Raw genomic sequence first — 26234 nt, forward strand, 5'->3', positions numbered from 1 at the left:
AAGTGTAATAAAAGTGAAACAATACTTAATTAAGTATTTAGTTTTAATATTATAAACTAAAAGCACAAAATCAGCAGAATAAACCTGCTGAAAATTTGACATATCTGAAAAAGTCGAATTTTTTTAAAAATTTATTCGATTTTTTATTTTTTCAAGTTTTATTCAGTTATTATTTAATTAATAAATTAATTAAAACTAGACATTTAAAAGGATTATATGAAAAAGAAATGATTGAGATTGGGAGGAGTTTTAGTTTTTAGTAGTTCAAGCATTTTAGGGGTAGTTGCTTGTGAAAATACTGCAGATGCAAAACAACAAAATCAATATCAAGACAAAATTGAAGAATTAAAAACTATTGCGAATAAAATTGGTGTCTCTACACCGCAATATCAAGAAATTAACACATTTATAACCCAAGTAAATAAAAAGATAAGTAGAAACACTTCTGCTTCAGAAATACAAAATCTAATCAAACAAATCCAAGCTAAAATTGACCAGTTTATAGATTTAGCTAACCAAATTGAAACAGTTAAAAATAACAAACTAAATGAAATAGATTTTAGTTCATTAACTCCAAGCTTAAAAGTAAATATAGGAGCTAATAAATCTGTTTATTCAGCATCTACAGAAGATTACCAATTGCCACAAAACAGCCTAGAAACAGAAACTTACAATGTTTTTTACAATGACAATTTAGAAGTTGTTGATTTAGCTAAAATTGTAAAAACTTCAGATGATTTAAATAAAATTAACGAAGCTTTAGACTTAATTAATCAAGGTAAATCATTGGTTAAAGTTAGTTTTTATGCTATTCATAAAAAATATCCAGAAAACAAGATTTATTTTGACAAAACCTTTGAAATTGGTGGTTATTTAACAAAAACTCAAGCACTCAAAGATATTGAGGCTGAAGTTAATAAATTAAATATTACCCAAAAATTAGGGACTTCGCTTCAAATTGAAGTTAATAATGCTTTAGAAACAGATTCAGCTCTTGCTAAATTAATTCAAGGAACTTATGAATCAGAAAGTCTAAAATCAGCTTTATCAATTCCAGTTGATTACAAATACAATATTTCAGTTCAATTAGTCAAAGCGGATGTTGTTTCAGGTAAAGTTTGATTAAACGTTGTTGGTTCTTTAAAAGAACAACCTGATGGATTTAAATACTACAGATCTACTGATAATCAAAACAATTTATTGGTTGCAAATTTAAATGATTCAGCTAAGTTAAGACTAACTCCTGCAGCTTATTCAAATTTATTTAATTTAGAAAACTTCATTGTTATTGATGAAACTAAATTATTACAAAGTTTAAACAAGTCTGCTATGTCAGAAGTTAAAATGGCAGAATTGACTCCTGAAATAATTAAAAACTCATTAAAACTTTCAACAACACAATTTACTGAAAAATCTAATAAATTTACTTATACTGTTCCTGAAACTTTATTAAGTGATTTAAATGTTTCAGTTACTTCGCCAAGATTGCAAGCTAAAGGTGATGGTAATTACTTTGTTTATGACCTAAATTTAACCTTACCTGAAAATCCAGTTGGGATTTATGCGGATAAAGATGGTAATGTTTTAAGTCAAATTTTTGATGACCAAAAAACCACATCAGTGACTTTTACACTAAACAGCTACACAGTAACAGAAGAAGATATTCAAAGAAGTATTACTAAACGTAATCAAGAATTTGCTGATCGTACTTTTGATTATTCAGCATTTAGAAATGAAATTATTGAATCAGCACAAAACGAATATCCATCAGTCTTTTTAACACGTAATGCATCACAAGTTTTTATGGCTTCAATGATGTCAATGGTTGCACAATTACAACTATCAGAAAAAGAAATAGACAAACCTTATAATGATGCAATTTTTGTAATTAACAAAAATCAAAACTCATATGAAAAAACCCTAGCTGGCGAAAAACAAAGATTTAACTTTAAAGTATTATTAGATAAATACGGAGACGTTTTAAAAACAAAAGCAGACGGTTCATTAAATCTTGAAGATGGTAGAGTTTTAGTTGCTGAAAATACTGGCAGAGTCACTTCAACAATCAAAAATGTTGACTACAACGATTATCCAAAATCACCTGCTGAATTAGAAGCATACCTAAAACCTTATTTAGATAAAGGTATTACTAAATTTGACTTTTATGTTCCAGATATAAGTTTAAGTCAAATGGAATACCGTGACACTTACAAAACTTTATTAAAATATGCAAATAAAGTTGTTATTTTATCTGATGGAAATGCACAACCATATTATTTTGTTAATAGTAATTATGCACAGTTTGTAAACGGTCAAAAAGGATTACAAGTCAAAGATGCAAGTCAGTTAGCTACATACTGAGAAAACTATCACAATGACACTGGTGATAAAGTTCACTTCCAAAACTTTTTAAGATATACTGACAAAGTTAGAATTTATAATATCACTGGAAAATATGTTGAATACTTTAAAAAACAATTTGCTCAACGTGGTGTAGAATGAGCTAACTTTAAAATTGAAGATAGTCCATTAAACTATACAACCTTAGCTAAGTCAATTGATAATATTGACACTGTGCGTTATATTGATGAATTAACTTCACTATATAACTTAAAAGGTAAGTCATTTGAAGATTTAATCGTTTCAGGCGCAAATAATTTAGATAAATCTAAGAAAAACTTAGTTTTCATTGGGTCGTCATTATTTACTAAATTAAGAGGTGAATTGAGACTAAAAACTCAAGAAATACCTAGAGCAGAAATTCATAAGTACTTTAACAAAATGCTTGAATTATATCCAACATCTGAATATAACTACATTTATAAACTTCACCCAGCATTTAGAGATGCTGATGCAGTAGAGTTTATTAAAGAATTTACAAATGGTCATGAAAATGAAGCTATTATTTTAGATCCTTCAATTTCATGAGAAAACATTGTGGCAGCTGAAGCCGAAAGAATTGCTACAAATACTTCTGTTTTATTTGATGCAAATGATTTCAAAAATGGACAATCAAAAACACAATTATTTGGTGTTCAACCATCGTCCACAGTGCTACTAGCTACGATTGCGATGCTAAGAGATATATTCCAAATTACAACAGATCAAGCTACTTTAATGGTTAATCCGGCTAATTTCCCTATCTCTGAAGCGTTTAATATGATTTATAGAGATCAATATTTCTCTGAAGAACGTAAAGATGCTGCTTATAACACCAATATCCAATTATTAAATAATGTGTACAAATACTTTGTTTACACAAATGAGTTTCCAGAGTTAAGTTCATTCCCTAGAATGAGTAAATTCTTAGAAAGAACAAGACAAACTTCTGAAAATAACGCGCCAGAAAACGCGCAAAGTTAGAATTAAAAAATACAGGGCAACCTGTATTTTTATATATGCTGTTCTAATAACTTGATTAATTTTGCAATTAGTTCAGTATCTTCGATATTAACATCATTAAACGTTGTTTTTTCATAGTAGAATAAAGTGTTAAATAAACCTTTTCCTAGGTAATACTGACTTAAAAATCTGTTTAATGTATTTTGTTTTAATGAAACTTTATTTAATTTAGTAAATAATTTATTAAATGCAGTTTGTCTGAATGATAGAGTTGTATTTTTGTTTTTGATAATATTTTTTAAGCTTAAATCAACCTTTTTAGGAAAGTCTTTTTTAGAAACTTTTGATTTTAAAAAATCAAAATATGAAATTGGTTCTTCCAAATCATTAATTGCTCATTGTTGCATTAATTTATAAAATGGAAAAGTGTCTCTTAAAATCAAATTAGCCACAACATAAGTTAAATATAAGCAAATACTTGCTACCACTAATGAAACACCGGCAGCTGGTAGTTTATTTAAAACTCCACTTTCATTTGCACCTGACGCTGTTGTTTGTGCTGGAAGTGTAAAAATATGATAAATATAATAAGCAGCATATCCTGTTGTAGTTCAGAATAATAAAATCAAAATAACACTAAATAATAAGAATAAATAAAATCTGAATTTAAAGTACTTATACATTCTCTCATCTAGTTCAACCTTAGTGAAAAAACCATCGTTTTCAGAATAAGTTTGTAGATTTAATTTTGAATGATTAATAAAACTGCTGTTAAAAATAATATAAAGTGCAAACATTATAAAAGTTGTCAAACCTAACGCAGCTAATATACCGTCTTGTACTGTCATTGTTCCCCTTTAATATATTAATAATTTTAACAAAAAACCACTGAAAACTCAGTGGCTTATTTTAATTATGCAGTTGGTACTAAACGTTTAAAGGTGTTGATTTTATCCTTAAATGATAGTCCAACATTTTGATTTTTAAATGCTTTTGGTTCAACTACATTAGCATCATAAATTACAACAACTTGCTCTTTTGCTTCCCCTGCACTTAAAAAACTAAATTCATGATCATTTGAATAAATAGCATCAGTAGTACTTTGTGCTACCATTTGTCAATTTGATCCTTCTTTTTTGTTTAATTCTCTTAGTAATGAGGCAACATCATTACTTGCTCCATAATTTATTTCAGTCAATCCTACAATGTCAAATCCTGATGATTGAATAATTTTAGCAATTGCAACGTATTTGAAAGCATTAGCAACATCAAAATTATCACCACCATAATTTAACACATTTCAGTGTGCTATTCTTAATGCCTTTTCATCCTTGATTAAGCTTTCAGAATTGTTTATTGAATGATATTGTTCATCATTTACTCTAATATCAATAAATACTGGAGCATGGTCTGAAAGTCTGTTTCTGATATTGTAAAATTCAGGATTATTAGCATCAGATTTATAATATTCTAGTTGCTTATCTTGCTCAGATAAGGTATGATTTGCAAATGCTTTAAGAATATCATTTTTAAAAGCCAAAACAGGATCGGTTAATTGTGTTCTGTATTCTAAAACTTCGCTAGGACTTGCTTTGAAGAAAATTTTGTCGTATGGTTCTGAATAATTATTATTTCTACCTAAAGATGTTTTATAAGCATCTGAAGTCCCTAAATCAGAAATTACCGGCTTAATGTCAGTAGGGAATGAATTTTGTAATCCAAAGTTCTTGGCTTTAATGTTAGTATCTCCACCAAAAATTACAACAGAGTCTTCATCAGATTGATCTTTGAAATTATTAATTAATGTTGGGATTGCTAAAAATTCAGCTAATTCTTGTGAACCTAATGATTCTTTTACCCCCGAATGCAAGTTCTCTTTTGATGAAATAGGACTTTCTTGATATCTTTTCGTACCTTTAGAACCTGGTGAATCTAAATGTCCAAAAATAGTTGTTATCGAAGGCAATTTATCAAGATTTTTAATTTCAAACTGAACTCCAAATGGTGGTCTTACATAAACTGTTTTTAATTCACTGTTTGATAGGTTTTCTGTTCTAACTACTTCATTGTTCGGTTGTGGAGTAGGTATATTTGAAGTCATTTCAGCATCTTTAGATTTTGCTAAATGTTTTCTAAAACTGAATTTTTCTCTGAATAGTTTACCTTTTCTTTTATCGAAATATTTAAACTTGAAATCTTTTCGTTTTTTATTGTAAACACCTACAACATAACGGTTTCTTGCATTGGTTTTTTTGCTTGCTTCTTCATTTTCAAAAATTTGTTGCCCAGGCACTTCTGTTGTGTTGAAAATAACTTTATTTTCTATATTAGCATTTCTTTTTGCTAGAGTTAAATCGCCCTTAGAATTAACTGAAAATCTTACTGTTATTTCATCGTTTTGAGCACCTTCTGTTAGTTCTAGACTTTCTAAGTAGTTATTAAACTGTTCTTCAGAGCTTTCTGTTTTAAATGAAAATAAAGTTGTTAATTCTTCAGTATCAGTATCTGATTCTTCGGTTATTTCATTGTTTCTTTCTTCATTTCCAGTAACCCCTGGGTTAGGAGTAGTTTCTGGTGGTGTGTTAGTGTCATTAGGATTGCCATGAGTTTCACCAGGTTGTTCATTTGATGTTAAATCTGAGCTTTGATTATTTCTGTTTTCTTCTGAAACAGTTTGATTGTTGCCGATAGTTTCAGCTGAAGGGTTTTGATTAGAATTTTCAGTTTCTGTTGAAGCAGTTGGCTCTTTAGTAGTTTTGTCAGATGGAGTAATTTCTTCATTTGGTGTTGCTTCAGGGTTTTGCTTATTTTTTTCCAATTCTGAAACATTTGGGCTGCTATTATTTGGATTGGGATCAGGACTTTGATTTGGATTTTTTAACCCTTCTTCTGATTTAGGTGTGTTTTGAGTGTTAGAGTTATTTTTTGGTTGATCATCTTGTAAAACATTTTTTGTTTGCGTTTGATTACATGATGCTGCTAGAGGTAATGTTGATAATGGTAAAATTAATAATTTTCAAATACTTTTCTTCATTTTATTCCTTACTATTTTAATTATAAGTTCTTATAAAATTCAACCTTTATCTAATTAAATTTATATGGAACAAAATGAAAAAAGAAGTCATTTCTCATGACTTCTTTCCATTAAATTATAAATATGATTTTTTAATTGGAAACTCTTTCAATAAGTCTAAAACCTGATTTTTTAATTCTAAAACTTTTGCTTCACCTTCTTCTGATGTTAGAAAATCATGATTTCTTAAAGCAAAATCGATAATATCAGAAAGCTGGTCTCATTTAGTAAAATCACGGCTTGTCATAGCTGCTGTTCCTAATCTGATGCCACTCCCTAGATTTGGTGATAATGTATCAAATGGAATTGTATTTTTATTAATTGTTATATTAAGTTTTTCAAGTAAAATTTCAGCTTGTTTACCGTTTAGGTTATAAGTTTTTAAAACATCAATCATAAATAAATGATTGTCTGTTCCACCCGAAATTATATAAGCACCTTTATCTTTAAAAGCTTGACAAAACTTAGCTGCATTTAAACGAATGTTTTTAGCATATTCTTTAAACATTGGTTGCATAGCTTCATAAAAACTAACTGCTTTACCGGCTATAGCATGAAATAATGGTCCACCTTGATACCCAGGGAAAACTCAACGATCAACTTTTTTAGCTATTTCAGCATCATTAGTCATGATGATTCCACCACGACCGCCACGCATAGTTTTGTGAGTTGTTGAAGTGATTATGTCTGCATAACCAACAGGTGATGGATGCTCACCAGCAGCAATTAAACCAGCAATATGAGCAATATCAGCCATTAATTTAGCACCACATTTATCTGCAATTTGTCTGAATCTAGCAAAGTCTATAGTTCTTGAGTACGCTGAATAACCACAAATAATTAAATCTGGTTTTTCTTCCATTGCTTGTTTTTCAATTGCATCATAATCTAATAATCCTTCAGGACTTAGATCGTATGAAATTGAATTGTAGAAAATACCACTAAATGAAATTTTATAACCGTGCGTTAAATGACCACCACAATTTAAAGATAATCCCATTATTTTGCCACCACTTGGCACAACTGAAGCAATAGCAGCTGCATTAGCTACTGATCCTGAATAAGGTTGAACATTTGCAAAATTCACTTTAAAAATCTCTTTTAAACGATCGATTGCAGCTTGTTCAACTACGTCGACGTTTTCACAACTTCCGTAGTATCTACGTTTTGGATAACCTTCACCATATTTGTTTGTTAAAACACTACCTTGAGCTTTTAAAACATCCTCTGAAACATAGTTTTCTGAAGCTATTAACTCAATGTGATCTTGTTGTCTTTCTAGTTCATCATTTATTGCTTGTTCAATTAATTTATCTTTTAATGAAATTTTTGAGTACATTAAGCCTCCTTGTTAAAGTGTTTATTGATTGCGTCAATTGATTCTGGTTGGGCTGTTATTCTCAAAGTAACATTGTGCGATTGAGCTTTTACATAATCATCAATAATATTAATTTCATAAATATTTGCCACTTGTTTAATTTGGCTAATAAATGAACTTATATGATCATTTAAGCCCAATTCAAAGGTTAAATCAACTGTTTTTAAAGGCTCTAAATTCACATCTGTAAATTTAGTTGATTTTGATGAATTAGTTTTGAAAAATTCAGCATAATAGGCATTGGTGTTATCAAATTGTGGGTGTAATTTACCTATTCAACCAAACATTTCACCATTATAAAGAATTTTAGCTGAAACATTAGGGTGAATTTGGTTATTATCTGAAAACGGAATGAATTCTAAGTCTAATTTTGTGATGTTTAAAATATCACTTTTAATTTGTTGGAATGATTTAGTGGTTGATGCCAGTCCATAAACTTCCAAGTTATTGTTAATCATTCCTCTTTCAAAAATATTAATTGAATTTAATTTTCTTTTTTGATTATATTCAACCACTTCCTGTAGTGAAACAACAATAGAATTTCTGATTGTTTCTCTTTCTTTAGAAACAAAAGTCATTAAGTCAATGTCTTGATTAAATTCAAAAGGATCAAATTGTGCTTTTGATTTTGAAACCAAAGTAAATGTTCTAACTTCTGAATAGTTTTGAGCAACGAACAATGATTTAGTGTTGTCTCTTTTTTGAGTTAAAACAGGAGTGTTTTTGAATGTTTTTGGTTTAAATGAGTCATATGAATAAAATCTGAAAATTTCTTCAATAACATCTTCAAATAACTCAACGTCATATCTATAATTTGGAATTTTTACCGTGTCATTTTCAAAGTCAAAGCCTAGTTTTTGTAATTTTTCAATTGCTACATTAAATTTATTTAAACTAGTTGTATTGGCATATTTACGTAATTTAGATGCGTCAAAAGCAATTTTATTTCTGTTGATTTTAGCAATCGGATTAATAGTACTTGAAACTTTCAAGTCTTGACAGTATGATTGAATGAATTTGATAGCTAAATTAACTTGTTCTAAACTAATTACTCTTCCAGCTTGTGCTGCTGAGTTAGAAATTAATTTAATTTCTTTTGAAGTATGACGAACTAGTTTTGGATCGAAGCTAGCAATTTCAAATAGATAATTGTTTGTTTGATTAGGTAAAACTTTATAAGCTTCTAGACCCATATTAGCAGCTAATGAAACCACTTTGTCATTTGAATAAATAGCTAAAGCATCAGAAACTTTAAGTTCTTTGTTTCCTAAAACAACTACATCGCCACTGTATAAGTCAGCTTTTAGATCTTTGTTTACTATATTTGCATCATAAACATGAGTAGGAACTCCGATATTGATTAAAGTTAAGTTTGTTAAATTAACTGCTCAGTCCAATTTAGTATCAATACCTGATTTAGCAAGCAACATTTTTTCTTGCAGTGTTGTTTGTTTTTGACCTTGAACTTGAATAAACGATAAATGCTTGCTTAATCCGTTTTGTGCTTGAATTTTAGATTCAAAAGTGTTTTGTGGTTTGTGTAAATCAAACTTAAATTCAGTTTGATAATAAGCTGCTAATTCTTTAGCTAAGACATAATAACTATTAGCATCATTACGATTAGCTGTTGTTGAAATTTCAATAATGTAGTCAGTTAAACCTAAAAGTTCCATCGGATCGTCTTCTAATTTAGCAAAATCATTAGGTAAAACTAAAACATGATCTTCATCTTCTAAAAGTGTTGAATCATATCCAATTTCACTTCATGAAGCAAACATACCTTGTGAAACAATTCCCTTAAGTTTAACTTCACTGAATAATTGATTTCCTTTTGATGATCCAACTGGAAAGCAAATTGTTAAATCACCTGGTTTTAAAATTCTATCTGTTGTTTGTATGGTTGCTTGTCCATGTTTTGTTAAAACTTCAACAACATCTAAACGATCTGAATTAGGGTTTGGTTTAACGCTTAAAACTTTAGCAAAAACCAATCCTTGAACATCTGAAAACGGATGAACTGATTCAACTTCAAAACCTAAGTTATTAAATGCTTTTTCAACAGTTGTATCTAATGTGATTTTAGGTAAAAACTTGTTTAAATGTTTTAATGAAAGTATCATATTACTCCTTACTCCAGATTTCAATCAATTGGTTCTTGATTGTTTTTAACTAGTTTTTGATTAATTTTTTGAATAATTTAAATCCTTGTAGACCTTTTGAATAACTATAAGGCGATGGGTGTGAAGTTTCAATTAAATTGTCAGTGTTAATGTTTAAATCTGAGACAAATTTTTGAGCTTCTTTTCCTAAAGCTACAATGATTACGTTTGGATTATCTATTAAAACTTCTTGTAAAACTTTTTTAGTAAAAAATTGTCATCCAAAATCTTTATGTGAGTTTGGTTTTCCTTCTGTGACAGTTAATACTGTATTTAGTAATAAAACACCTTGTTTGGCTCAATTTACCAATGATGTAGTGTTTAGTTTAACTTTTGGATAATCAGATTTTAGTTCTTTAAATAAGTTACTTAATGATGGTGTTTTTTTATCATGACGTGTTGAAAAAGCTAAACCATCAGCTACACCGTGTGTATGATATGGATCTTGACCTAAAATTACAACTTTTGTGTCTTTTGTTTGAAAATAATCAAATGCTCTAAAAATATTTTCTTGATAAGGGTAAATTTGACCGTCTTTTTCTGCTTGTTGCAGTTTCGTGATGATTGTCTGAAAATATGGTTTTTTACCTTCTGATTGTAAAATGTTTAAAAAACTATCTTTCATTTCTAAATTGTTCCATTATTCTTAAGTCATTACAGTATAAATCTCTAATGTCAGTAAATCCATATTTAATCATTGCAATTCTTTCAATACCAATTCCGGCTGCAAAACCGTTAAATTCAGGTTTGTATCCTGCCATTTTTAAAACATTTGGATGTAGCATTCCAGCACCTAGGATTTCAATTCAACGGTTTTTGTAATAAACATCCACTTCAACACTTGGTTCTGTGAATGGGAAATAACTAGGTCTTAAACGAATTTCAACTTCTTCTTCTAAAACATATGACAATAAACTTTTAAGAGTTCAAATTAAGTTAGAAAACGAAACATTACCAACACATACAAAGTCAACTTGAGTAAATTGGTGTAAGTGAGTTGCATCATCTTCATCATTACGGTAAACTTTTCCGATAGCAAAAGTTGAAATATTTTCATTAGCGAATTCTTCTAAAACTTTAGCTGTAACTCCTGTGTTGTGAGTTCTTAATAAGGTGGTTGCATTTAAATAAAGCGAATCATGCATCGCTCTAGCAGGGTGGTTTTGTGGAATGTTCAGTTTTTCGAAGTTATATAAATCCGAAACTATTTCACCTTCTTCTTGTTGATAATATCCGTGTTGAATAAATCAGTCTTTTAATCTTTCTTCGATTAAAGTGATTGGGTGTAATGATGCATTTTTTAAAACCGGTGCAGTTACATCAACAAATTCGCTATCAATTCTAGCTTGAATTTGAAGTTGCTTAACTCTTGCTTCAGCAGTTTCAAAAAATGAATTGTATTGATTTTTTAATTGTGTAATTTGTTGACCTATTTCCTTTTTTTGTTCTACTGGTGCAGTTTTTAGTTGTTGTTGTAGTAAATATAATTCACCTTGATTTGAAAAAACATGGGCTTTAGCTTGTTTTAAATCTTCTAGAGTATTAATTAATTCTAATTTAAGTTCCATTATTGCTCCTTTGTTTTTACTTTTTGTCAATATGTTTTAATTTTTTGCTCAGCATCGTTTAAGCCTGGATAATAAAATTTAGTGTCTTGTAGTTTGTTAGGCAAATATTGCTGATCAATTCAATTGTTTAAAAAGTCATGTGGGTATAAATAATCAACTCCGTGTCCTAATTTAGAAGCTGATTTATAATGTGCATCTTTTAAATGTTTTGGAATGTCATAAATCATTCCTTGGTCAATTAAAGAATTGGCTTTTTCAATTGCTAAATATACTGAGTTAGATTTAGGTGCTAAGGCTAAATCGGCAATTGCAACACCGATTGGCAATTTTCCTTCAGGTAGTCCTAAACGTTCAAATGTTTCAATCGCATTCAAAGTTCTAAGTCCGATGTTTGGTGAAGCTAATCCAACATCTTCATAAGCAACACATAACATTCGTCTAAATAACCCATCAACATCACCTGATTTTAAAATTAAAAAGCCGTAATATAAAGCCGCATCAACATCTGAACCACGAAGTGATTTATGAAATGCTGACAAATTATTATAATGAGCAGATGAGTTTTGGTCTGAATAAAAATTAATATTTGGAATTAAATCTTTTAGATCTTGTTTTGAAACTTTTGAATCATCTTTTTTAATTAAGCCAAGCATTTGTAAATTGTTTAAGCTTGTTCTTAAATCGCCTGCCGAGTATTTAGCTAGCGACAATAGAATTTCTTTATCCAATTTCAAATGTGGAAAATGTTGTTTTGCCACTTTTTGAAGTTTGTCAACAATATCAGCTTCTGATATTTTTAAAAATTCTTTAATTTGCATTCTGCTACGTACAGCAGGATCAACTTTAAAATAAGGATTTTGAGTAGTAGTTGCATAAACAATTATTTTGTCAAACTCTAAATAAGACAACAAAATTTCTTGTTTATCTTTGTTTAAACGATGTATTTCATCTATGATTATCACTTCTTTTGAACCTAAAAGTTCAGTTAATTGCGCTTTAGAATCAACAGAAGCGTTAAAGTAACCATATGATAGTCCTAAGTCGTTTGCTAAAGCAATCGCTGCAGAAGTTTTCCCAGTTCCTGCATCACCAAAAAATAAAAAACTAGTAGTAATTTTATTTTTAACAACTTCTTTTAAGAGCTTAATTACATGACTTTGACCAACTATATCATCTAGTGTTGTTGGTCTTAATTGATTAGCTAAATTTCTATTATTCATATTAGTTTTTATATTATACAGTTTTATTAGCCTTTAGCCTTTAAATGGTGCATAATTCGGAAAAAAACTTAAAATTTTATGATATTAATAAGGCAAATGCTTTGTGTTTCTGAGTTAGATGGTTATTTGATTTGCTGAATACTAAAAATAAGGGTTATTTGGTTTTTGATAGTTAATTTTACTTGTATAAAATTGCAGTATTGTACAAATTTAACAATGTTTGTTATAACAAAAAGAAAAAGCACACTGTGCTTTTCTAAAATTAAATGTTTTTATATGGGACTGAAATGTTTTGAACTACAAATTTATATTCAGGTAAATTTTCTTGTAAGACACTATGCATATGTCATGCAAAAACTTGTTCATCTAAGTGTGGAATTTCTAAAATGTTAATCTTAGATTCTTTGAATGTAATTCAATCAGATCATCTAAAATCACTACTAATAAATAGGTCGATATCTTTTGACATTTCTACAATTTGTCCGATGTAACCTGAACCACTTAAAATTGCTACTTTGTGGAATTTTTGATTTAAGTCTTCTACATTGGTACGGAAGTGTTGCAATAACAAGTTTTGTTTTAAATTATCTGACAGTTCAGAAACTGTTAAGTCCGCATTTAAAACTACTGAAAACTTAGGAGAATTTAAATCTACTTTTTCTGCTAAGTTCATAAAATTAGCAATTTGATATGAAGTTCCTTGGCTGTCACAATCGTAGTTTGTGTGCATTGAATAAACCGTGATTTGCTTTTGTCTTAAAAAATCATATAAAGGTCTTTTGTAAGGAGCTTTAGCATTTTCTGATTTTCAATCTGCTTCAAAACGGAAAGGGTGATGAGTTAAAATAACATTACAATCATTATCAATTGCGCTTTGAACCACTTCTTCAGTAACATCAATTGCTAAAACAGCACCTTTGAATTTCTTAGACTGAACTGTTCTAAGTGCATAACCAGTTGGATCTCAAATTTCTGCATTAGATGTAGGATAAAGTTGGTTTAGATAATCAATAAAATCTTTAATTTTTAAAGCTTTTTTCATAATTTTCCTATGATAAAAATTCTTTTAAGTTTTTACCGTGTTTTGAATTAGATTTTAGACGTCTTAAAATCTTGTTTTCAATTTGTCTAATTCTTTCTTTTGAAACGCCACCACGATCAGCTGCTAATTCATCTAGGCTGTGTACACGATATTCGTTTCCTAGTTCATCTTTTCCGATACCAAATCTTTTACAAATTAGTTTTCTATCTTCTGGCTCTAATTCATCAAGCATTGCAAATAAAACTCTTCTTAATTCTTCCTTATTTGCATAATCAATTGGTGATTCAATACTTTCATCTTTAACAAAATCACTAAATGATGAATCATTTTCTTTTCCAACTTGTTTATCTAATGAAATAGGGTCAATGTTGATTTTCTTAATATGACGAACTTTAGCTGCATCATATCCGTTTCCGTATCTTTCTGCGATTTCATCGTCACTAGGTTCTCTACCTAATTCTTGTTGTAATTCACGTTCAATTTTTGAAATTTTGTTGATTGTTTCAACCATGTGCACTGGCACACGAATGGTTCTAGCCTGATCAGCTACTGCACGTGTGATTGCTTGACGTATTCATCATGTAGCATAAGTTGAGAACTTAAACCCTTTATCTACATCATATTTTGATACAGCTTTTAAAATACCAGCGTTTCCTTCTGAAATTAAGTCAATAAAACTTAAACCTCTGTTTTTGTATTTTTTAGCATTATTAATTACTAAACGTAAGTTTCTTTGAACAAGTTTATCTTTAGCTCTTTTTCCTCTGAAGCCACCTTTAGCCATTTGTTCTGCTAATTTCTTTTCTTCAGCAGGTGTTAAAAGTTCACCATATTTACCAATTCAACGCATGTATCATTTAACAATGTCATTTGTTTCAGTTAATTTAGTTGTTGAAGCTTTATGAGAAGTAGTTTTGACTTCATCAAAATCATCATCGAAATTAAGACTTTCTAAAGTCGCAGAAGTTTCACTATCGTCGTCATCCTCGCTTTCTTCATCATAAATTTTTAAATCATCTTCTCAGGTTTCTTCTTCGTCCTCTGAATCTTCATCATCTTCTGAGTCATTTTCTTCAGAATCTGGCTGACTATAATGTTCTAAATCATCTTCAATGCTTTCAGTATCATCACCAAAGATATCGTCTTCATCATCAAATAAGTCTAAATCTTCAACTGAATCAGGTAAATCATCTAAGTTGTCAAAGGCACTTTTAGTGCTTTTTGAAACTGTTTTTGACTTTTTCTTTTTATCTTTTGATTTAGACATAATTTCTTGTAAGTCATCTTCATCAAAGGCAGGAACTTCTAAGTCTATTTCGCTGTAGTCATCATAATTTGAGTCTAATACACCTTGACTTCTTAGTTCGCTGAAAAATTCATCGATATCATCGTCATCTAATGCTAAGTCTTTTTTATCTAAAAATTCAAAAATTTCTGGCGAAGTTCATTTATGATCTTTACCTTTTGCGTTTTCGATTGCGTTAATTAATGTCTGGTATTTCTCCATAATTAATCCCCTTTCCGTAGTTCAATCGTTTTTTTACCTAGCTCACGCAGTTTTCCTAATTTATTTTGTTTAAATTTAGGAATTGAGTATTCCCCCTTAGGTAAAATTTCGGTATTATGCAAGTAATTTTCCATTTCAGATGCATAATCTTTCAATGAAACAATAATTCTTTCTTGCTGTTTTATATCTTCAAGGTTTTCAAGCTGATTTTCAATCATTTTGTTTAATTTTTGATTGATTATGTCTTGAACTTCACTTTCAAGCAATTCAGGCAACTCAGAAGTGATAATTTCATAAATTTGATTTGGATCTTTAATATCTTGAGAAAGGCTATGAGCTTTATCAGCAAGTTTTTTTATTTCAATTGGTCCGTCAAATATGCTTGAAATTTCATTTATATCAAATATTTTTTGGCGTAAATTATTTGATGAAAGTAGTTGAATGATCAAACTCATTCTAGCGTGATCTAAAAATTCAAATGTATTTTTAGCAAATTGATAGTCAGGCTGTGTTTGAAAATAATCATTAACTGTAAAATCAAAATTTGGATCAACAGGTTCTAAATAAGGATCTTCAAAAATATTGTAATAATCAATATTTGATGGATTATTAAATGGTGGATATTGATTATTAAAACCTTGATTTATAGGTTTTCTTTCAGTTAATAATTCATTAATTTGTAAATTTAATTCTGTTTGAATTTTGTTAAATAAATATTGTTTTTGTTTAAGTGCAATGTTTTTAGTGTAATTAAGAATTGATTTTTCAAAGTTTTGAAGCATTTCAAAATCATTCAAATGAGTTTCGATTAAATTTATGTTATTTTTACTTAAACTAACTTGGTAAATAAAATCAATTAGGCTAATAGTTTGATTTTCAATTAAATCAACTAGTTTTTCAGTTCCTTCTTGATTTAGGATTTCATCAGCATCTTTTTCAAAGGTGTTGTTTACAACTTTGATTGTAAAACCGTGTAAAGCTAATAAATCTGCAGAACGCAGAGCTGCATCAACCCCAGCATTATCATTGTCTAAAAACAGAATAATTTCAGAGTTTTTTAGTAGCTGAATATGATCTTTTGTTAAAGCTGTACCCATTAGGGCTACTACGTTATTAATACCTGCACGATAGCAGGCAATAACATCCATAAAACCCTCTACAATTACAACTTGTTTTTTTGCTTTTATTGAATCCTTAGCATTATGGTAGTTGTAAAGAATTTTTGATTTGTTAAATAATGGCGTTTCTGGTGAGTTTAAATATTTAGCAAAATTGCTATTTTTATCAATTGTTCTAGCGCTAAATCCGACTAGTTCACCATGTGAATTTCTAATACCGAATGTAATTCTGCCTCAAAAAATTTCATTTAAATCAGAGTTTAATAAACCAGCATTAACTGCTAAGTTTTCTTTGTTTTCACTTGCATTAATTTCTTGTTTTAGTCTATTTTTAGGCGCATAACCGATATCAAACTTTTCACGTAGATCTAAATCATTTAAATGTCTAGATTCTAAGTAGTTTAAGGCGTTTTTTTCTTTTAATAAAGATATTTTATAAAATGAGTTAACAAACTCTAATAACTCTAACGTTTCCAGTGTTGTTTGATCATATTTTTCAACATGTGATTGCGCTTTGTATGAACTGAAATCAAAATTTAAACCTAATTTATTAGCAACAAATTCAAGCGCTTGAATTCAGCTAATTTGCTTAAAATCTTGAATAAATTTAATTGCATCACCTGATGCAGAACAAGGAAAACATTTATATATTTTTTTGCTTGGAGATACTGTAAAACTGGGTGAAGTATCTTGGTGAAATGGACAAGAACCGATAAAATTATTACCTTTTTTAGCTAAAGGCACAAATTCCGAAATAACATCTACGATGTTAACTTGTGCTTTAACTTGTTCGATAAATTCTCTTGGAATTTGTTTAAACGCCATTTCACTCCTTGTTTTAGTATTTAAAAATTATTTTAAAATTTCAAATAATTTGTCTAATGAGATTCTTTGTTGTTCCATTGTGTCTCTATTTCTTAAAGTTACACAATTATCTTCTAAAGAATCGTAGTCAAATGTTAAACAGTAGTATGTACCAATTGAATCTTGTCTACGATATCTTTTTCCGATTGAACCAGCTTCATCATATGCTACTGAAATACCTTTTTCAACTAATGTTGCAAAAATTTCTTTTGCTTGTTCGCTTAGTTTTTTAACCAATGGTAGAACAGCGACTTTATATGGTGCTATAGCATATGGGAAAGATAAGACAATTCTTGAATCGTTTTCTAATTGCTCTTCTTTGTATGCATCTGAAATTACAGCTAACATTAAACGATCTAAACCAATGCTTGGTTCAATTACATATGGAACGATTTTTTGATTTGTTTCAGGATCTAAATAGTCTAACGATTCACCTGTTGCTTTTGAGTGTGACATTAAATCATAATTTGTACGATTAGCAACTCCTAATAATTCACCTCATCCAAATGGAAAGTTAAATTCAACATCACTTGTTCCTTCCGAATAGTGTGCTAATTCTTCTTTTTCATGAGCACGAATTCTAACACTTTGTTCCTTGATTCCTAGGCTTAAAGCAAAATTATATGCTTTTTGAACATAGTAATCAAATCATTGTGAAGCTTCTTCTGGTTTAGTGAAAAACTCTAATTCCATTTGTTCAAATTCTCTAGTTCTGAAAATGAAGTTACCTGGAGTCACTTCGTTCCTGAAGCTTTTTCCGACTTGTGCAATACCAAAGGGTAATTTAGCACGTGTTGAACGCTGAACATTTTTGAAATTAACAAAAATTCCTTGTGCTGTTTCTGGACGTAAATAAACTTTTGACTTATTTCCTTCTACTACACCTTGTGAAGTTTCAAACATTAAATTAAATTGCTTGATTTCTGATCAATCAGTTTTGTCATTTTCATATTTTGGTAAGTTATCTTTTAAATATTGAACCATTTGTTCATTTGACATCTTTTCAACAACAATTGTTTCATCAATTTCTTGAATCAATTTATCTGCACGATATCTTTTTCCGTTAACTTTGTTTTCAATTAATGGGTCTGCGAAGTTTGAGACATGACCACTGGTTACTCAAACTTGTGGGTTCATTAAAATTTTTGAATCGATTAAGTAATTATTTGGTTCTTTAAAAACAAACTCTTTTTTTCAAGCTTGTTGAATATTGTCCTTTAATAATGCTCCTAAAGGACCATAATCTCATGTGTTTGATAAACCACCGTAAATCTCGCTTCCTTGAAACACAAAACCTGAATTTTTCAAGTGATTTACAATGTCTAACATCTTTTCTTTACCTGTTTTTAGCATAATGCTATTTTATCATTTTTTCAGCATTTTGCTAAGGCTTTTTAAGGACTATGAAAAAAGCAAAAAGCGCATTGTGCGCTTTTTGAATTAATGATTTTAATTATTAAGCTGAAATAACACCTGTAGCAAATAATACAACTAAAGCAATTAAAATTCCATAAGCAACAGCCAGTAAGAATAAAGCCAATCAACTGAATCTTGCAGGTGCTGAAACTTGTTTGTCATCTGAAGTAACTTGAACTTCTTTGATTACTTCAACTGGAACTTCAACTTCTTTAATTACTTCTTTGATGATTTCAACTGGTACTTCTCTAATAACTTCGATTTCTCTAACTTCGTTTGATACAACAACTTGTTCTGCATCAAATGGTGAATCTAAAACAACAAAGTGTTTTCTTGCAGCTGGTTCACCAATGTAAACTGCGTATAGATAATCATTTTCAGGAACGAATCCAACATGCATTTGATCGTATGCAACAAATGATGTGTATTGAGCAACTTTAACGTTTTCTTTATCGCAAGTTTCAAAATATAAAGCGTTTTCTGCTGAATCTTCAATTTCAGCTTTTCCAACAACTTTTTCCGATAATGTTCTTAGAGATTTTTTCAATGAAAACATTATAGCAGCTAAGAATCTTAGTTTTTCATCGTTGTCTTTGTATTCAACTTCTAAATCTTGAGCAACTGATAGAGCATCTCTTAAGTTTTTATCAACTGCTTGTAAGTCTGCAACTGATGTTTGTAAGTCAGATGCTAATTTAGAACTTAGTTTTTCTAGTTTTTTAGCATATACAGCTAAAATTTTAATTTGTTTACATGCTGATAAGTTTCTGATGTAAACGTATTCTTTAATCTTGTCATCACATTCAACTACAACTGTTGGTTCAACTTCAACAACTTTTTCTTCAACCACAACTGTTTCTTGGTGTTGTAATTTTTCTTTTAACTCAGCAATTTGTCTCAATAATGTTTCTTTATCTGAATTTGAGTCTTCTAATTGTTTTGTTAAATAGATTAATTCTTGTGAATAATCTGTTCCTGAAGTTCTTTGGCTTAATAAAATTGATAATTCTGAAATTTGTGCTCTTAATTTTTCAATTTCTAAATCTTTTGCTGAAGCTTTTCTTTCGTATTTGTAATCGTCATCTAGTGGGAAGTATGTTTCAACATCGTGTAGTTGTTTGAAATCCACAACTTCTTCTACGGCTACTTTAGCACCATCTTCATCTCTGAAACCATCTTTTGTAATGTTTAATTCTTTCAATGTTTCTTCGTAGTCTAATTTACCATCGAATTTATCAACATTAAGTTCGTATTCCATTTTGTCATCAGAGTTTTTGTATCCGATTAATAATCCACCAACAATTCTTTTATCTGTTTGGAATCAAACAGCACAGTCTAATTGATAAGCTAAGAATCAGTTCATCGCGTCTTTACGAGACTTAAATAGAGCCAATGCGTTTTCTACTTTTGGGTGTTTTAATGCTCAAGGATATTCTTTATTTTTCTTTGCATTATATAAACAATTTAAACGTTTCATCTTTCCTCATTTCAAATTAGTTATTACGTTCATTTAACGATTAAATCTAAAACTTAGCTATGCTAAATTTTTCATAATATACTTTAATTATAAATTAATTTAATTAAAATCACTTAAATTTAGCAAAATACTAAGTATTTTTTGCTCAAAATTGCATGCATGTGCAACTTTGAAAACATAATCTACATTATAAAATTACTTTTAAGTCTTATTTTCAGGCATAAAAGTAATTTTTATCAAATCTACTCTCAAATTATTTTCGTAAATAATTGTTTATATAATATAACAAATTTGAAAAATATAAAGGAAAAAGTAATATCTTTATTTTATAATTAGCATATGAATGAAAAGAAAGTGTATAAAGTTGGAGAAGTTGCTTCAGCTAAAGTAATTAAAACTGGATCTAAGTTTGCAGTAGTGATGAATAAATTCAAAACTAAGTTTGTAATTTATAAAAATGAGGTTAGTGATTTTAATAAAAACAAAGTTAATGAAGTCTTAAAAGTAGGTGATTACATCAATTTTATAGTGCTTCATTTTGATAAATCTAAAAACCATGGAATTGGTTCATTTAAACAAAATCACCCTAATTATTTAAACAAACAACAAACAAAAACTAAATCTAAAAAGAAAGCACCACTTAAATTACAAGAAACAGCTAATGGATTTAATAATTTAATCAAACACACCATAGAATCAGTGCTTTTAGATGCTAAAGCATTAGAAAAATGTCATGAATCAAATCAAAATAATTAAAAATTATTATCAAACCCAACAGCAAATAGCTAATGATATTAACTTATCAAATACAATTATTCAAAAGGTTCAATCTTTGAATTTCAAAGGTTCATCATATTTAGGTTTCGATGACATTACTTTGAACTTTACAATAAATGGTTATGAACGGATTATTCAGTTTTGTAATTTGCTTTATGAAAAGCAAATTAATTTATTAATTATATGAACTAAACCTGAAATTCAAAAAGCAATAGAAGCTTCAATAAATTTTGTTTTAGGTCTAAATGACTTTGATAAAAGTAAAAAAATAAGATTGGTTTTTGTCAATGAATCACAAAATGATTTGCTAATTAATCGCCAAATTACTAAAGAATTAAACGAAAACAACAAAGAAACTGTTGGATTACTGTTTTTAGATAGCTTTGGTGCTGAAAAAGCACATTTAAACTCAATTAAAAACTTTTTAAGCCAGTTTAATAGGTATGCAAGTGATTTTTTAATTAAAAAATCTATTTTTTATGTCGGTCGGTCAATCAGTTATGTTGACACATTAAATTTAAATGTACCACGTGAAAATTGTTTGTTTGTTTCAGATGACGTTCATCCGCAGTATTCATTGCTAAGCGAAATAGGATTAGTGATTTTAGCTTTGCAAGGCATTAATGTTCAAAAAGTAATTGAAGGTTATGCTAAAGCATCTGAAAGTTTATCTGAATTTGATATTTACTTTAACAAAGCCTTGGATTTAGCTTTGATTTTAAATAATAATTTTAAAAACAATGAAGATTCAACTTTTATGAATCACTTAATAGCCTATGACACTAGCTTAAACAATTTTTTAGGTTATTTTGCTTACTTATTTAATAAAACTACTTTAGCACAAAATATTTTAAATACCAACTGTTCTTTTCCAAAACAAATTAATACATATGCTCAAAATTTGCTTTCTGGCCCGATTTACACTTTAGCTAGTTTTTGAGTAGTTAAAAATAAAAGTTTTGATTTTCAACTATCATCAAATATAGAAAACGATGATTTAATCGATCAGATTAAAAATTACACTGTAAACCAGATTAAAAATTCAAGTTATGAAACTTTTAGTACTTATTTAAATAGTTTTAACGACACTTTAAATTCTTTTACAGTTGAAATTAATTCAAATTCTGAATTTGCTTTAGGTCAACTAATTAACCTACTTTACTGAAGTAGAATTTATTATTGTGTAATTAATGATATTGATCCATTTGCATAATAAAAGTCCCATAAGGGACTTTTTTAATTCGCTTTGACTGATTGTCAAAGTTGGTAATAATAACCTTGTTGCTTTAATAAATCTGCATGAGAACCAGATTCAATTATTTGCCCATTTTCTAAAACTAAAATTAAATCGGATTTAACTATTGTACTTAATCTATGAGCAATAATAAATGAAGTTCTGTTTTCAGTTAATTTTTGCATTGCTTTTTCAACTATTGCTTCTGTATGAGTGTCAACATTTGAAGTAGCTTCATCTAAAATTAACACTGGTGGGTTTTTATAATTAACCCTAGCAATTGAAAGAAGTTGCTTTTGGCCTTGTGATAGTGATGAACCAGAGTTTGTTAAAACTGTGTCATATTTAGAATCCAATTTAGCTAAGTGTGATTCTAAATTAGCAGCTTCAGCAACCATTTTTAAAGTATCATCATCAATTTCATCTGAACCATAAGCAATATTATTGCTAACAGTGTCTGAAAATAAATAAGGATCTTGTAAAACATAACCTAAAGATTTACGTAAAGCTTTTTTATTGATATTTTTAATATCAATACCATCATATAAAATTTGACCTTTTTCAATTTCATAAAAACGGCAAAGTAAGTTAATAATTGTTGTTTTGCCAGCACCAGTAGCTCCTACTAATGCTATTTTTTGACCTGCATTAGCTTTAAAAGAAATGTCTTTTAAAGTGTAAGTATCATGATACTTAAATCAAACATTTTTAAATTCAATTTCACCTTTTAAGAAGGTGTATTGGTTTTGACGTGTAATTGGGTTAAATCATTTTCAAGCATATTCACCAACGTTTAAATTCATTTTAATTTCTTTGAATTTACCGTGTGATTTAATTAGTTTGACTAATTGTATTTTTCCTTCGTTAGTTTCCGGTTTTTGGTCTAATACTTCAAATACTCTTCTAGCTCCAGCTAGAGCTAAAATAATTGAATTAACATTTTGTGTCATGCTTGATACTGGCCCTGAAAAACTACGCGCGAATTGAGTGAATGAAATTAAAATTCCAACTGTTAAACCAAATGCAACTCCATTGTCTTGAGAATAGAAAATCATTAATCCACCTGTAATTGTCACTGTTGCATATGCGATATTACCTATATTTTGTGATACCGGTCATATTACATTTGCTAAAAATTCTGATTTAAAATTTACTTTAGCTAATTTTTTATTTAAATCTGAATATGCATTTGCTGAGTTTTCTTGTTGGTTAAAAATTTTAATTGTTTTAATTCCTGAAATCATTTCTTCAGCATATCCGTTTAAATCACCAATTGATTTTTGTTTTAATCTAAAGAATTTTCTTGAGAATTTACTAATTACAATCGAACAAACCAAAATTAGTAAAATGAATCCAACCATGATTAAACTAAGCATTCAGTTTAATCAAAACATAACAGCAATTGAAATTAGCAATGTTGTTAGTGATTGAAAAGCAATTGGAAATGTTTTTGATAAAAATTGTCTTAAGGTGTCAACATCAGATGTAAAGTTTGAAATTAACTTACCTTTTAAATTAATATCAAAAAACTTTACCGGTAATTTTTGAACGTGTTTGTATAAATCGATTCTTAATTTAGCCATTATTTTATAAGTAATGGTAATCATAATTCTTGTGGCTATAAAACTTGATAAGATACTGATTAATAAAAATAAAACTGAACCAGTAATTATTCAATGAAAGTTGTTGTAGTTAAATGTGTGTGCAGTTTCTTTACCTTCATTAAGTAAATAACCGATAATAACTTTACCAATAAAGATTTGAATATATAAAGTTCCTAAAGCTGCTAAAACAATTAAGAAAATTGCTAGCATCAATTGATATTTATTGGCATTTCATAAAAGCCCGAATAAACGTTTGAATGTTGATTTTTTTGAATTGTCTAGATGTTTTTTATTATTAGATTTAGTTTGAAGTTTCACTTAAACCTCCTAAATCTTGTTGTTGTTGATAAAGCTCTTGATAAAACTGATTTGAATTTAATAGTTGTTGATGTGTTCCAATGTTTTGAATTTTACCATCGTCTAAAACAATGATGCGATCACAATTTTTCAATGATGATATTTTTTGAGCAATAATAATTTTGGTGCAGTCTGTCAGCGATGAAAGAGCTTGTTGAATTTGCCTTTCTGTTTTAGAGTCTACTGCTGAAGTAGCATCATCTAAAATTAAAATTCTTGGTTTTTTAAGTAATGATCTAGCAATGCTTAAACGTTGTTTTTGTCCACCTGAAAAGTTTTGTCCTTTTTGCTCGACTCTTGAGTCTGATTTTTCAGGTAGAGCATTAACAAAATCATAAATATTAGCTTGTTTTAAAGCTAAGTTTAATTCATCATCACTGGCGTTTGGGTTGGCTCATAAAAGATTTTGTCTAATTGTTCCTGAAAACAAGGTTGATTCTTGGGTAACGAAAGCAATTTGTTCTCTTAAGTTATTAAGTTCTTGTTTTTTAATATCAACTCCGTTTAGCAATATTTGACCGCTTGATGCATCATAAAATCTGACTATTAAATTAATCAAAGTAGATTTACCTGAGCCAGTTGGTCCTATGATTCCAATCGTTTCATTTGGCTTGATATCTAAATTAAAATCAGATAAAGCATTTAAATTTGAATTGACATATTTAAAGTTAACATTTTCAAACTTAATTGAGCCATCTAATTGAACTTTAAATGCATCTGGATCATTTTGAATATTTACCTTATGATTTAATATTTCTTTAATCCGTTTAACACTCGGTATAGACATTAAAACTAGACTTGAAACATTCATCATACCCATTAAAGAACCTGAAACCATTCAAATATATGAAGCAAATGCAACAATTGTTCCAATTTCCATTTTTTTACCTAAAAAAGCATAAGTTCCAATAGTTCCGAGCGCTACCATGCTCATAAAAATAGTTGATGTAATCACTGGTGAATTTCAAGCAACTATTTTGTCTGCTCTTATGCTCATGTTTCTTAAGGTTTCACTTAAATGTTTGATTTTAGCAAACTCATTTTCTTCATTAACATATGACTTAATTGTTCTAATGGCTGATAGATTTTCTTGTATTTTGCTATTAAATGAATCATATTGTTTATAAAGTTTTTTAAAGTTTGGATAAGACTTATAAGACACTATAGCAAATGAAATTACTACTAGTGGTATTGAAACTAAGAAAATACTTGACAAGATTAAGCTTTGATTTAATGAAAAAATCAAAGCAGTAATGAATAAAATTGGTAAACGAACAAAAGTTCTAATCATCATCATAAATGCTAATTGAACATTGTTTACGTCATTATTTAGCCTGTTTAAAATTGCCCCAGTTGAAAATTTATCAATATCATTAAATGAATAACTTTGAATTTTGCTATAAAGCGAATTTCGAATATTTTTAGCAAAAATCGAAGTAGCTTTAGATGAACAAAATGATGCTATTAAACCAGTACAAAGTGCTCCTAGAGCTAGACCAATTAATATAAAACCATTGTATCAAATTACATTGACATCACCTTTGTTTGTAACTTCATTAATAATTAAACCTACTCTGTTAGGCATAAAAACTTGAATTACAACTTCTGCAATGATGATAATAATTGATAAAAATGCTAGTAATCTAGCATTTTTTGTAGCAGCGAAGAATGTGTATTTTGGTTGTTTCATTATTTGTTAAAAATACATTCGTGTTGATGTGAATGGTAATGAACATTAATATGTCCATCATCTTGGCATTTGCAACTGATTTGTTTAAAATCACCTAATTCAATAATTTCTTCCAGTAAATTACCGTATTTTTTAGCAAAATCCTTATTGATGAAATAAAAGGCATGTGTTTTTGTTTTTTTAACATCAACAATATGAGCTTGACGCAAGTTGCTTAAGTGTTTTGAGACATTAGCTTGCTTTTCTTGCATTATTTCAGCTAAAAGTTGAACGTCACATTCTTTTTCATGACAAGTGTATAGATGAACAATCAGTTTTAATTTTACGTCTTTAGATAAAACAGATAAAAGTTCCGTTATTTCCATAAGACCTCTTTTCGTTTTTTGTTTTTAATTGCTTTAATAAAAA

The 26234-nt window shown here is 28.9% G+C and carries 18 protein-coding genes; 3 read left to right on the plus strand and 15 right to left on the minus strand.

What is annotated here, in order from left to right:
* Positions 1 to 216: 216 nt before the first annotated feature.
* The gene (locus FG904_RS00910; protein WP_139592061.1) at positions 217 to 3363 is read left to right on the plus strand and encodes a hypothetical protein; all 3147 of its coding nucleotides are present in this window, start codon (positions 217 to 219) and stop codon (positions 3361 to 3363) included.
* 29 nt (positions 3364 to 3392) lie between these two features.
* Here FG904_RS00910 and FG904_RS00915 read toward each other — a convergent pair whose 3' ends face one another.
* From FG904_RS00915 to FG904_RS00970, 12 genes are all read right to left on the minus strand, one after another.
* Complete coding sequence (locus tag FG904_RS00915) at positions 3393 to 4190, minus strand: hypothetical protein (RefSeq protein ID WP_139592062.1); 798 nt, start codon at positions 4188 to 4190, stop codon at positions 3393 to 3395.
* A gap of 65 nt (positions 4191 to 4255) precedes the next feature.
* Positions 4256 to 6376, minus strand: a complete 2121-nt coding sequence (locus tag FG904_RS00920; RefSeq protein WP_139592063.1) for an exonuclease/endonuclease/phosphatase family protein — start codon at positions 6374 to 6376, stop codon at positions 4256 to 4258.
* A 115-nt stretch (positions 6377 to 6491) separates the two neighbouring features.
* Positions 6492 to 7754 (minus strand): serine hydroxymethyltransferase, encoded by a 1263-nt coding sequence (gene glyA / locus FG904_RS00925; protein ID WP_139592064.1) that lies wholly within the window; start codon positions 7752 to 7754, stop codon positions 6492 to 6494.
* A complete protein-coding gene (locus FG904_RS00930; RefSeq protein ID WP_139592065.1) occupies positions 7754 to 9913 on the minus strand; it encodes a phenylalanine--tRNA ligase subunit beta in 2160 nt (719 codons plus the stop codon). The genes glyA and FG904_RS00930 overlap by 1 nt, the downstream gene beginning before the upstream one ends.
* A 49-nt stretch (positions 9914 to 9962) precedes the next feature.
* Positions 9963 to 10577, minus strand: coding sequence for a uracil-DNA glycosylase (locus FG904_RS00935; protein WP_139592066.1), 615 nt, complete (start codon positions 10575 to 10577; stop codon positions 9963 to 9965).
* Positions 10567 to 11520 (minus strand): phenylalanine--tRNA ligase subunit alpha, encoded by a 954-nt coding sequence (gene pheS, locus FG904_RS00940; RefSeq protein WP_139592067.1) that lies wholly within the window; start codon positions 11518 to 11520, stop codon positions 10567 to 10569. The genes FG904_RS00935 and pheS overlap by 11 nt, the downstream gene beginning before the upstream one ends.
* Entirely contained in the window at positions 11520 to 12740 is a 1221-nt protein-coding gene (locus FG904_RS00945) for a replication-associated recombination protein A (protein ID WP_139592068.1), read from the minus strand. The genes pheS and FG904_RS00945 overlap by 1 nt, the downstream gene beginning before the upstream one ends.
* 262 nt (positions 12741 to 13002) lie before the next feature.
* Positions 13003 to 13782 carry a Nif3-like dinuclear metal center hexameric protein gene (locus FG904_RS00950; RefSeq protein WP_139592069.1) on the minus strand — a complete coding sequence of 260 codons (780 nt, stop codon included), beginning with the start codon at positions 13780 to 13782 and terminating at the stop codon, positions 13003 to 13005.
* A 7-nt stretch (positions 13783 to 13789) separates the two neighbouring features.
* Positions 13790 to 15289 carry an RNA polymerase sigma factor gene (locus FG904_RS00955; RefSeq protein WP_139592070.1) on the minus strand — a complete coding sequence of 500 codons (1500 nt, stop codon included), beginning with the start codon at positions 15287 to 15289 and terminating at the stop codon, positions 13790 to 13792.
* A 2-nt stretch (positions 15290 to 15291) separates the two neighbouring features.
* Entirely contained in the window at positions 15292 to 17232 is a 1941-nt protein-coding gene (gene dnaG, locus FG904_RS00960; protein ID WP_139592071.1) for a DNA primase, read from the minus strand.
* 27 nt (positions 17233 to 17259) lie between these two features.
* Positions 17260 to 18624 (minus strand): glycine--tRNA ligase, encoded by a 1365-nt coding sequence (locus FG904_RS00965; RefSeq protein WP_338044340.1) that lies wholly within the window; start codon positions 18622 to 18624, stop codon positions 17260 to 17262.
* A gap of 103 nt (positions 18625 to 18727) precedes the next feature.
* Positions 18728 to 20164, minus strand: a complete 1437-nt coding sequence (locus FG904_RS00970) for an MAG3090 family protein (RefSeq protein WP_139592072.1) — start codon at positions 20162 to 20164, stop codon at positions 18728 to 18730.
* Positions 20165 to 20503: 339 nt separating this feature from the next.
* Between FG904_RS00970 and FG904_RS00975 the strand changes: the two genes are divergently transcribed.
* Positions 20504 to 20920: a S1 domain-containing protein gene (locus tag FG904_RS00975; protein ID WP_139592073.1), complete on the plus strand. Its 417-nt coding sequence runs from the start codon at positions 20504 to 20506 to the stop codon at positions 20918 to 20920.
* Positions 20898 to 22154: a hypothetical protein gene (locus FG904_RS00980; RefSeq protein ID WP_139592074.1), complete on the plus strand. Its 1257-nt coding sequence runs from the start codon at positions 20898 to 20900 to the stop codon at positions 22152 to 22154. The genes FG904_RS00975 and FG904_RS00980 overlap by 23 nt, the downstream gene beginning before the upstream one ends.
* Before the next feature lie 23 nt (positions 22155 to 22177).
* On the opposite strand, the gene FG904_RS00985 is transcribed toward FG904_RS00980, so the two are convergent.
* The 3 genes from FG904_RS00985 to FG904_RS00995 are packed head-to-tail and all read right to left on the minus strand — an operon-like array spanning position 22178 to position 26191.
* Complete coding sequence (locus FG904_RS00985) at positions 22178 to 24097, minus strand: ABC transporter ATP-binding protein (protein ID WP_139592075.1); 1920 nt, start codon at positions 24095 to 24097, stop codon at positions 22178 to 22180.
* The gene (locus FG904_RS00990; RefSeq protein WP_139592076.1) at positions 24081 to 25826 is read right to left on the minus strand and encodes an ABC transporter ATP-binding protein; all 1746 of its coding nucleotides are present in this window, start codon (positions 25824 to 25826) and stop codon (positions 24081 to 24083) included. The genes FG904_RS00985 and FG904_RS00990 overlap by 17 nt, the downstream gene beginning before the upstream one ends.
* Positions 25826 to 26191: an ArsR/SmtB family transcription factor gene (locus FG904_RS00995; RefSeq protein WP_139592077.1), complete on the minus strand. Its 366-nt coding sequence runs from the start codon at positions 26189 to 26191 to the stop codon at positions 25826 to 25828. The genes FG904_RS00990 and FG904_RS00995 overlap by 1 nt, the downstream gene beginning before the upstream one ends.
* Between the last annotated feature and the right edge of the window lie 43 nt (positions 26192 to 26234).

This window comes from Mycoplasma nasistruthionis (assembly GCF_006228185.1).
In the GTDB taxonomy this organism is placed as follows: domain Bacteria; phylum Bacillota_I; class Bacilli_A; order Mycoplasmatales; family Metamycoplasmataceae; genus Mycoplasmopsis; species Mycoplasmopsis nasistruthionis.